This window comes from Actinophytocola sp., assembly GCF_036002505.1.
Classification (GTDB): domain Bacteria; phylum Actinomycetota; class Actinomycetes; order Mycobacteriales; family Pseudonocardiaceae; genus DASYTH01.
The window spans coordinates 1-10,813 of record NZ_DASYTH010000018.1 but is presented as its reverse complement, the minus strand read 5'-3'; the positions used below and the strand labels follow the sequence as shown (position 1 = coordinate 10,813).

Here is a 10,813-nt window from a genome sequence, read left to right as displayed (position 1 = left end):
CCGGGCAGGCGTTGCGGTCGGGTGAGTGCGACCTGGCGGTGGCCGGCGGGGTCACGGTGATGGCGACGCCGACCACGTTCGTGGAGTTCAGCCGGCAGCGCGGGTTGTCCCCGGACGGGCGGTGCAGGTCGTTCTCGGCCAGCGCGGACGGCACCGGCTGGTCCGAGGGCGCCGGGCTGCTGCTACTCGAACGCCTCTCCGACGCGGAACGCAACGGGCATCGCATCCTCGCCGTCATCCGGGGCTCCGCGGTCAACCAGGACGGTGCCAGCAACGGGCTCACCGCGCCCAACGGTCCGGCGCAGGAGCGGGTGATCCGCGCGGCCCTGGCCAGTGCCGGACTGTCCACTTCGGACATCGATGCGGTGGAGGCGCACGGCACCGGCACCACACTCGGCGACCCCATCGAGGCGCAGGCCCTCCTCGCCACCTACGGCCAGGACCGCGACCACCCCCTGTGGCTCGGCTCGGTCAAGTCCAACCTCGGCCACACCCAGGCCGCCGCCGGGGTCGCCGGGATCATCAAGCTGGTCCAGGCCCTGCGCCACGAGAAGCTCCCGCGAACCCTGCACGTGACCGAGCCGTCTCCGCATGTGGACTGGACATCCGGGTCGGTCACCCTGCTCACCGAGCCGCAGCCCTGGCCGGACACCGGAACCCCGCGCCGCGCCGGCGTTTCCTCGTTCGGCATCTCCGGCACCAACGCGCACCTCATCCTGGAGCAGTCCCCCAGCCGCATCGATCCGGGCGATCTCCCGGGTTACCCGTTCCGGCGCCGGTCCTACTGGCTGCACGCCCCGACCGCTGCGGCGAGCGACCACCCGCTCGGCGTCATGGTGGTGGAACTGGCCGGCGGCAACGGTTTCCTGCTCACCGCGGACGTGTCCCTGGCCACCCACCCGTGGCTCGCCGACCATGCCGTCGACGGCGTGCCGGTGCTCCCCGCCGCGGCGCTGGTGGACCTGGCCCTCACCGCCGGCGACCAGGCCGGCTGCGACCGCCTCGACGAGTTGGTGCTGCTCACCCCGGTCGTGCTCCCCGAGCACGGCACCGTCCAGCTCCAGGTCAACCTCACCCGGCGGGACGCCGGCCGCCTGGCGCTGACCGTCCACTCACGACAGTCCGGTGGCGCCTGGAAGGAGCACGCCACCGGATTGCTTTCGCCCGGCGGCGACATCCCGGCTGCCGAGCCCGGCGTGTGGCCACCGCCCGGCGCCACACCCGTCGACCTGACCGACGCCTACGAACGGCTAGCCGAGCGCGGATACCGGTACGGTCCCACCTTCCGGGGACTGCACGGGATCTGGCGCACCGAGAACGCAACCCACGTGGACGTGCTCCTGCCGGCCGCGGCTCCCACGCCGGCAGGCCGGTGCCGCATCCATCCGGTTCTGCTGGACGCGGCCCTGCACGCGCTCGCCTTGGACGCCGCCGACCGTGGTGGCGCCGTGGCGTTGCCGTTCTCCTGGTCCGGGGTGACGCTGCACGCGACGGGCGCCACGGCGCTGCGCGTGCAGCTCACCCCGGACGCGGCCGGTGCCGTAACGCTGGTCGCCACCGACCCGGCCGGCCGGCTGATTCTCACCGTCGAATCCCTCGTCCTGCGCGACATTCCCACCACTTCCGGCGGCGATCTGTACGAGCTCACCTGGGTTCCCGCCGAGGCACCGGCCGCAAGCGCGCCGGAGCACGATGTCTTCCTGGTACCGACCGGCACCGGCGACGTCGTGGCGGACACCCACGGCGCGCTGCACGCGGCGCTGGATGCCGCCCAGCGCCGGCTCGCCGATCCGCGGCGCGTCCCGCTGGTGTTCGTCACCCGGGGCGCGACCGGCGACAGCGCGCCGAACCTGGCCGGCGCAGCGGTGTGGGGCCTGATCCGGTCGGCGCAGGCGGAGAACCCGGGCCGGTTCGTGCTGGTGGATCTTGACCAGGGCAGCCCGGTCGAGGCGGTGGCCGCCGCGCTCGCCACCGGGGAGGAGCAGGTAGCCGTGCGGGATGGCGCCGGCTACCTGCCCCGGCTGCACCGGATCACATCAAAGACCTGGGCGGGGCCGGCTTTTGGGGACGGCACCGTGCTGATCACCGGGGCCAGCGGGCGGTTAGCCGGCGCGCTGTCCCGCCACCTGGTGACCCGGCACGGGGTTCGGCATCTGCTGCTGGCAAGCCGCCGGGGGACGGAGGCGCCGGGCGCGGATGAGTTGCTGACCGCACTCACCGCGCTCGGCGCCGAGGTCACCCTGACCGCGTGCGACGTCTCCGACCGCGCCGCCCTCGCCGGGCTGCTGGCCACGATCCCCGCCGCGCACCCGCTCACCGGCGTCGTGCACGCGGCCGCTGTGCTCACCGACGGAGTGCTGAACTCCCTGACACCGCAACGGATCGACGAGGTGGCACGGCCGAAGGTGGACGCCGCCTGGCACCTGCACGAGCTCACCCGCGACCGTGATCTCACCGCGTTCGTGCTCCTCTCCTCGATCGCCGGCACGCTCGGCACCGCGGGCCAGGCCAACTACGCCGCCGCCAACGCCTTCCTCGACGCGCTCGCCCAGCACCGCCGGTCTCTCGGCCTGCCAGCGGTGTCCCAGGCCTGGGGCCTCTGGGCGGACACCCCGCTGGCCGAACCCGACCTCGCCCGGCTCGCCCGCACCGGCATCCACCCCCTGCCAACGGAAACAGCCCTGCGCCTGTTTGACAGCTCGCTGGCGAGCGATCAGGCGGTCAGCATCCCGGCACGGATCGACACCAGCGCCCTGCGCGCAAAGGAACGCCGTCCGGCTCCGGCGACAATCTCCGGACCGGCGAGCTCGACCGCCCTGCTGGACACGGTGCGGGATGCCGTCAGCACCGTGCTGGCGCACGACGATTCCAGCCGGATCGCCGCGGACCGCCCGTTCACCGACCTCGGCTTCGACTCGCTGACCGCGATCGAGCTGCGCAACCGGCTCACCGCGACCACCGGGCGGCCCCTGCCGGCCACGCTGATCTTCGACTACCCGACGCCCGCGGCGCTGGCCGGGCACCTCGCCGGGCACCCGGCTCCAGAACCCGTGCAGCGCCGGGAATTCGACGCCGAGGACCCGGTCGCGATCGTTGGCATGGCCTGCCGCTACCCGGGCGGCGTCGAGTCGCCGGAGGACCTGTGGCGCCTGGTGGCCGGCGGGGTGGACGCGGTGACGCCGTTCCCCACCAACCGCGGCTGGGATCTGGCCGCGCTCCACCACGACGACCCGGACACCCCCGGCACCACCTACGTGCGCGCCGGCGGTTTCCTGCACGACGCCGACCAGTTCGACCCCGACTTCTTCGGCATGAGTCCACAAGAGACACTCACCACCGATCCGCAGCAGCGGCTCCTCCTGGTCACCGCGTGGGAGGCGATCGAGCGCGCCGGCATCCCACCCGCGTCCCTGCGGGGCAGCCGGACCGGCGTGTTCGCCGGCGTGATGTACAACGACTACGGCGCGCGGCTGCACCAGGCCGCTGCGGCGCCGCCCGGCACGGAGGGCTACCTGGTCAGCGGCAGCGCCGGGAGCATGGCCTCCGGGCGGGTGGCCTACACGTTCGGCTTCGAGGGCCCGGCCCTGACCGTCGACACCGCGTGCTCGTCCTCACTGGTGGCGCTCCATCTCGCCGCGCAGGCGCTGCGCCGCGGCGAATGCGACCTGGCGCTGGCCGGCGGCGTGACCGTGATGGCCAGCCCGGCCGTGTTCATCGAGTTCAGCCGGCAGCGCGGGCTCGCCCGGGACGGCCGCTGCAAACCGTTCGCCGCGGCCGCCGACGGCACCGCGTGGGCCGAGGGTGCCGGCATGCTCCTGATCGAGCGGCTCTCCGACGCGCGCCGCCACGGCCACCGGGTGCTCGCCGTGCTCCGCGGCAGCGCCGTCAACCAGGACGGCGCCAGCAACGGCCTCACCGCACCCAACGGCCCGGCGCAGCAACGGGTGATCCGCGCGGCCCTGACCAGCGCCGGACTGTCCACTTCGGACGTCGAGGTCGTGGAAGGGCACGGCACCGGCACCACGCTCGGCGACCCCATCGAGGCCCAGGCGCTGATCGCCACCTACGGCCAGGACCGGGACCGCCCCCTGTGGCTCGGCTCGATCAAGTCCAACCTCGGCCACACCCAGGCAGCGGCCGGAGTTGCCGGCGTGCTCAAGATGATCATGGCTCTACAGCACGGGAAGATCCCGCCGACCCGGCACGCCGGTGAGCCGAGCCCGCACGTGGACTGGACCGCGGGGGCCGTGTCCCTGATCACGTCGACCATCCCGTGGCCGCCGGGTGACCGGCCGCGCCGGGCTGCGGTGTCCTCGTTCGGGCTCAGCGGCACCAACGCACACGTGATCCTCGAAGAGGGTGACCCGGCCGTGGCCCCGGCCCGCCATCCGGGCGGCGTGCTGCCCTGGCTGCTGTCGGCTCGCACCGAGCCGGCTCTCCGCGCGCAGGCCGCACGCCTGCTGGAGTTCGTGCGCGAACGCCCCGGTCTCGACCCGGCCGCCGTCGGGCTGTCCCTGGCCACCACCCGGCAGGCGTTCGAGTGCCGGGCCGCCGTGGTCGGGGCCGACCCTGTGGCCGCACTCGCCGCCGGCGTCCCGGACGTGGTCGCCGCGCACGACTCCCCCGGGCCGGCGTATCTGTTCTCCGGTCAGGGAAGTCAGCGCCCCGGGGCTGGATATGAGCTGTACCAGGCGTTTCCGGAGTTCGCCCGGGATGTCGACCGGATCTGTGCGCGGTTCGGCCATCACCTCGACCGGCCGCTGCGTGACGTCCTGTTCGCGCCGGGCCCCGGGGTGCTGGACCAGACCGAGTACACCCAGCCGGCGCTGTTCACCCTCCAGGTCGCGCTGTTCCGGATGCTGGAGCGGTGGGGTGTGCGGCCGGACCACGTGCTCGGACACTCCATCGGCGAGCTGGCCGCGGCGCACGTGGCCGGGGTGCTCGACCTCGACGACGCGGTCACCCTGGTCGCCGCCCGCGGCCGCCTGATGCAGGCACTGCCGGCCGGCGGCGCGATGTTCGCCCTGCGGATGAGCGAGGACGAGACACGGCACCTGATCGCCGGGCACGAGGACAGGGTCAGCATCGCGGCGGTCAACGGTCCACAGTCGACGGTCATCTCCGGAGCGGCCGGCGCCGTCACCGCGATCGCCGAAACGGTCCGCTCCCGGGGCGGTCGGGCCTGGCGCATCCGGGTGAGCCACGCCTTCCACTCACCCCTGATGGAACCGATGCTGGCCGGGTTCCACGCGGTCGCGAGCACCCTTTCCTATGCGGCGCCGACCATTCCGATCGTCTCGACGCTGACCGGTGCCCCGGCCACGGACCTGTCCGCGGACCACTGGGTACGCCAGGCCCGCGAGCCGGTGCGCTTCCTCGACGGTGTGCGCGCGCTGGAGCGGGCAGGCGTCACCGCCCACCTCGAGCTGGGCCCGGACCGCACGCTGGTGGCACTGGCCGAAGCCTGCCTCACCACCAACGCCGCGTTGATCACGACGCTACGCCGGGACCGGCCCGAGGAGCACACCCTGACCGAGGCGCTCGCCCGGGCCCACGGCCACGGCATCCCGGTCAACTGGCCGGAGTTCTTCGCCCGGTTCACCACGACCACGGTCGAGCTGCCCACCTATGCCTTCCAGAACCGCCGGTTCTGGCTCGACGCCGAGTCATCCCACACCGAGGTCAAGCCTCCCGGGCCCAAACTGTACACAGTGGACTGGATCGACCCGGTTCCGGCGCCGACCCGCCCTGCCACCCTGGCCGTCCTCGGCGAAGACCTCGGAGAGCTCGGCCGCACGGTCCCCGATCTGGCCGCGCTGATCGACGTGCCCGACGCGGTCGTACTGCCGTTGCGCCTCACCGAGTCCGAAGTAGACGTTCCCACCGCCGCCCGCGCCGTCACCCGCCGGGTACTCGACACGGTTCAGCAGTGGATCTCCGACGACCGGTTCTCCTCCTCCCGGCTGGTCGTCCTGCGCCTGGGGGCAGAGTCCGGCGCGGCCGAGAACCTCTCGGTCGCGCCGGTCTGGGGGCTGCTCCGGGTAGCCCAAACCGAGCACCCTGACCGGTTCGTGCTCGCCGACCTCGACGGCCCGGCCCCCCTGCCCGAACTCCCAGCCGCCATCGCCACCGGCGAGCCCCACTTCGCCCTGCAGGCAGGCCACCTCACCGTCCCACGCCTGACCCCGTTCCCGCCCACCCCACACACCCCCAGCCCCCTCGACCCCGACCGCACCGTGCTCGTCACCGGCGCCACCGGAGCCCTCGGCCGCCTGGTCACCCACCACCTGGTCACCCGCCACGGCGCCCGCCACCTGCTCCTCACCAGCCGCCGCGGCCCCACCGCCCCAGGCGCCGCCGAATTCGTCAACTCACTCCGCGCCCTAGGCGCATCGGTCACCCTCACCGCCGCAAACCTGGCCAACCGCACCGAAACCGCCGCTCTACTCGACGGCGCCTCCCTCGGCGCGATCTTCCACATCGCCGGTACATCGAACGACCGCACCGTATCCGCATTGACACCAGCCGACCTCGAACCCCCATTCCAATCCAAAGTAGACGCCGCCTGGCACCTGCACGAACTCAGCACCGATCACCCCCTCACCGCGTTCATCCTCTTCTCCTCCCTATCCGGGGTGATCGGCAACCCCGGCCAGGCCGCCTACGCCGCCGCCAACACCTTCCTCGACGCACTCGCCGAGCACCGCACCGCACACGGCCTCCCCGCCACATCCCTAGCCTGGGGCCCCTGGACCCGAGGCATGACAACAACTCTCACCACCGCCGACCGAAACCGGATCACCCGGGCGGGTCTCACCCCCATGACCCCAGAGTCCGCACTGTCCCTATTGGACAGCGCCCTCCACTCCCCCACCCCACCCGTCGTCGTCCCCGCACACCTCAAGCCAACAACCACCGCCGACACCCGCCAACGCGCGGTCGCCACCCAACTCGCTGGGCGCGATCCCCAAGAGCAGCAGCGCATCCTCCTCGATCTGGTCCGCGCCACCGCCGCCGGCATCCTCGGCCACGACTCCTCCGACGCCATCACCCCCGGTCGCGGCCTCCTGGACCTCGGCTTCGATTCTCTGCGAGCGTTGGAGCTCCGCAACAAGCTGAGCACCATCGTGGGTCTACACCTGCCCACCACACTGGTTTTCGACCATCCCACGCCGGTAGCCCTCGCGGAGGCCCTTCGTATGCGGCTCGTTCCGGTGTCTCCTGGACCGACCATCGAGTCTGCGACCGACGAGGAGCTCTTCAATATCATCGATGACGAGCTTGCGCGGTAGTTTGATGGGGTGCGCGGCTTCGGGGTTGCGGTGAAAGTCGCATGTCCGGTTCGGGGGAGCGACACAGGGAAACAGGCCCGGGGCAACCCCCGGGTACCGCGCCCTGTGTCGACTCCTACTGGAAAGACGGCGGGAAAACCGGACCTGGCCAACATGGCGCTGCTCTGCCGCCGACACCACCGAATCTTGCACCACTCCGCCTGGGAAATCCACTTCATCAACGGCATCCCCTACTTCCTCCCACCCGCCTGGCTCGACCCCACCCAAACCCCCGTCCGCAACGTCCTGCACCACCCCCGCCAATAACCCCCAAGCACCCTCCCCCCACCCCCACCCCGCGCAACCAACCCTCGTGGTACACCCCCGCCCAATCAACCACCCGTCCCGCACCCCCGTGGCGCCCAGATCCGCCGGCTGCACACCCTTTCCAGGTCTGCCGCGGCCCGCGCGGACAGGGGCAGGACGACCGCCCTGCCCGCGCCTTAGCGCCGCCCCACGGGTCGCAGAAGCTCCGGAGTCAACGATCGCCGCGCCAACCCACACCCCACAACACACCCCAACCACACCAGCGCGGCGACCGGCGAAACCGACGCCCAAGGCGCCCTTGAAGCCGGAGAAGCGACCCCGCACAATGCGCGCCGCGGCCACCCCCAAACACCCCGACGCAACACCCCGAGCCACAGCACCCATGTCAAATCATGAACAGAGAAATGACATAAGGCGCGACAATTATCACGGCTTCAGGACGATTTGCCGCGGGTGTGCCTCTGCTCAAGGTGACGGAATGCGGCCTGGACTTCGTCAAGAGGATAGACCGCCGCGATTGGGATATCGATGATGCCCTTGGCGGCCGGGGGCGGCGGCGCGAATTCGGTCTTCGACGCCGTTGCCGTAGGCGACGGGGATCACGTCGTGCTCGCGGAGCCAGTCGTGGTTGGTGGGGGTGGCCAAGCCGATGACTGCGGCGCCGGCGTACGTGGCCAGTTGGACGGCGATGGAACCGGCTCCGCCGGCGGCGGCGGAGACGATGACGACGTCTCCGTTGGTGACACCGACCGCGCGGACGGAGGCGTATGCCGTGGTGCCGGCCACGAAGAGCGATCCGGCGGCTTCCCAGGAGAGGCCTTCGGGGCGGTCGATCAGGTGGGCGGAGTCCACGACGACGAGGTCGGCGTGGCTGGCCCGGTCGTGGGTGAAGCCGAGAACCTGGTCGCCGGGTGAGAAGCCGGTGACGCCTGGGCCGGTTTTCGGCGACGATGCCGGCCAGGTCGCTGCCCTGGCCGGACGGGAACGTCGCGGGCCAGCGGTCGTGCAGCCGGCCCTCGCGAACCATCCGGCTGCGACCCGGACAACCTGTTCCGGGTCAACCACAACATCCCACCGGCGGCGGTCAACTACCCACGCCCAGCGCGGTGAGCAACACCAGCACCACGGTCACCACGGCCAGCAGGCCGTGCCCGCCCACCACCGGCACCGGGAAGTGCTTCTCCGCCGGCACCGTGGCACCGGCCGCCTCCGGAGTGCCGGCGCCGACCGGCACCGCGGCGCTCCGGTAGCTGGGCACCCACCGCGCCAGCATGACAAAGCCCAGCAGCGCCACCGGAAGCATCACGACGAACGCCGTCCAGGCCAGCCCTTCCGCGTCGGTGATCAGATACACGATCCACAGCACCAGCCCGATCGCGGCCAGCGCGAAGTGCCCGAAGATCAGCGCCGGCGGGAACTTGCTGCTCCGCATGCCCCCCTTGCTCACCCAGACACCCAGCATGACGAAGCCTCCGGCCGCCGTAAGCAGCCAGGTGATCAGTGCCGCGATACCCATGACAATTCTCCTTACGTGGTGTAGCCGTCAGCCTGAGTGGTCTCGTCGGCCACCCGGACGCCGTAGTGGTAGGCAAGCTTTCCGCCGAGATACCCGGACACCCCCAGCGCCGCCAGGCTCACCACCGACAGCACCAGCGGCCCGGCCCCGACCGCGGCGTCGTTCCCCTGCCGCCACAGGAAGTTGACCAGGTAAGCGGCGGTCACCGTGAGGTTGAGGCTCATGTGGACGATTCCGGTGCGAAAGGCCCTGGTGCCGGTCGGGATGGCGAGCAGGTCGAGAAACCCGACCAGAGCCGCCGCCACCGCCCCGACCACCCCGATCGCGATCAACCACCCCGACCCCCGGACGAGGAACTCCGCCCCGTCGACGATCCGTGAACCGACGTCGAACACCAGGCTCGACACCCACGCCCCGATCGGCACCGTCACCAGGATCGGATGGAACGGGTGCCCATACGGTCCGGCCAGCATCGCGCTCACCGGCCGCTTCGCCGCCTGCACCGGCCTGCTCATCGCACCTCCACCGCTCCGGCGATTTCACCAAACTATGTTGGTCATATCCTAAGCCGCCGTCAAGTACACGCCGTATGCTGGGGAGTACCCACGGAGGCCCAGACATACACCCAAGCGATACGGTGTAACCATGCAGGTGAACCCGGCCATCCACGCCGTCGCCGCCCTCGACGACGCCCTGCGCGGCGGGATGTACTCGTTCATCCGCGCCGCCCGCCGCCCGATCACCCGCGACGAAGCGGCCGCCGCCGTCGGCATCTCCCGCAAGCTCGCCGCGTTCCACCTCGACAAACTGGTCGGCGCCGGCCTCCTCCAGGCCCGCTACGAGCCGGCCGGCAGAGTCGGCCGCGCCCCCAAGGTCTACGAACCCACCAACACGGACATCCGCATCACCATCCCCGCCCGCCGCCCCGACATCCTCGCCGAAATCCTCGTCGAAGCCGTCCTCACCGAAACCCCCACCGAAACCGCCCGCGACGCCGCCATCCGCGTAGCCTCCCGGCATGGCGAGTCGCTCGGGGCAGCGGAGCGGGCCCGGCGCCGGCCGGGTCGGCTGGGGGTTGAACGGGCGCTAACACTGGCTGAGAACATGCTGGCGCATCATGGGTTTGAGCCCACGCGCACAGGGCCGGCGTGTGTGCGGTTACGCAATTGCCCGTTTCACCCATTGGCGGCGGGTGCGCCGGATTTGGTGTGTGCGATAAATCATGCTTTTCTGAGTGGGTTTTTGCGTGGGTTGCATGCGGGTAACGTGGAGGCTGCGCTGGAGCCGCGGGCGGGGGAATGTTGCGTGGAGTTGCGGTCGGCGGCGGCCAAATAGGGGTTGGCCAAGGTGCGGCGCTTGGGGGTGGGGTCCGGGGCGGCGCGCAGTGTGCGGGGTCGCCGCCCCCGGACCCTGACAAGGCCGCTGCACACCATTCACCCGAAAGAGCACCACCAACAACCGGAAATGTCGGTATGTCCCCGGTAGAATTGGGGTGCGCGGAAAGCGCTCGATCTCGACACATTGAGCGGCGGGAAACACCTCGCCGCGCTGAAAGAGATGGGTGTGGCTCCCGGGGAGGGAGTTGTCGATCTTGATTGTGGTGGTGGGTCTGGTGGGGCCGGTGGGGCCGGTGGGGTGGTGGTCAGTGCCATGAAGGGGGCCTTCAGGACGCTCAACGTCTCGAAGGTCACCTTCATGG

General features: G+C 71.3%; 6 protein-coding genes. 2 read left to right on the top strand and 4 right to left on the bottom strand.

The features are described from left to right. Positions 1-7,292 (top strand): type I polyketide synthase (locus VGR06_RS00685; RefSeq protein WP_414637119.1); only part of this gene is annotated, 7,292 nt, incomplete at its 5' end. A gap of 740 nt (positions 7,293-8,032) precedes the next feature. Here the strand turns inward: VGR06_RS00685 and VGR06_RS00680 are convergent. Genes VGR06_RS00680 through VGR06_RS00665 form a run of 4 tightly spaced genes read right to left on the bottom strand, consistent with a single transcriptional unit; the run spans position 8,033 to position 9,629 of the window. Further along, the gene (locus tag VGR06_RS00680; protein WP_327556932.1) at positions 8,033-8,116 is read right to left on the bottom strand and encodes a zinc-binding dehydrogenase; all 84 of its coding nucleotides are present in this window, start codon (positions 8,114-8,116) and stop codon (positions 8,033-8,035) included. Then, on the bottom strand, positions 8,094-8,663 hold the full coding sequence (locus VGR06_RS00675; protein ID WP_327556930.1) for a hypothetical protein: 570 nt from the start codon (positions 8,661-8,663) through the stop codon (positions 8,094-8,096). The genes VGR06_RS00680 and VGR06_RS00675 overlap by 23 nt, the downstream gene beginning before the upstream one ends. 19 nt (positions 8,664-8,682) lie before the next feature. Further along, on the bottom strand, positions 8,683-9,114 hold the full coding sequence (locus VGR06_RS00670; RefSeq protein WP_327556929.1) for a hypothetical protein: 432 nt from the start codon (positions 9,112-9,114) through the stop codon (positions 8,683-8,685). An 11-nt stretch (positions 9,115-9,125) separates the two neighbouring features. Continuing rightward, positions 9,126-9,629: a DUF2231 domain-containing protein gene (locus VGR06_RS00665; protein ID WP_327556928.1), complete on the bottom strand. Its 504-nt coding sequence runs from the start codon at positions 9,627-9,629 to the stop codon at positions 9,126-9,128. A 130-nt stretch (positions 9,630-9,759) separates the two neighbouring features. Here VGR06_RS00665 and VGR06_RS00660 point away from each other — a divergent pair, with 130 nt between their 5' ends. Then, positions 9,760-10,449 carry a transcriptional regulator gene (locus VGR06_RS00660; protein WP_327556927.1) on the top strand — a complete coding sequence of 230 codons (690 nt, stop codon included), beginning with the start codon at positions 9,760-9,762 and terminating at the stop codon, positions 10,447-10,449. Positions 10,450-10,813: the final 364 nt, after the last annotated feature.

What these genes read in the sequence shown, in the direction of transcription:
- VGR06_RS00660 (WP_327556927.1), top strand. Translation starts at nt 9,760, where the DNA reads ATGCAGGTGAACCCGGCCATCCACGCCGTCGCCGCCCTCGACGACGCC.
- VGR06_RS00670 (WP_327556929.1), bottom strand. Translation starts at nt 9,114, where the DNA reads ATGGGTATCGCGGCACTGATCACCTGGCTGCTTACGGCGGCCGGAGGC.
- VGR06_RS00665 (WP_327556928.1), bottom strand. Translation starts at nt 9,629, where the DNA reads ATGAGCAGGCCGGTGCAGGCGGCGAAGCGGCCGGTGAGCGCGATGCTG.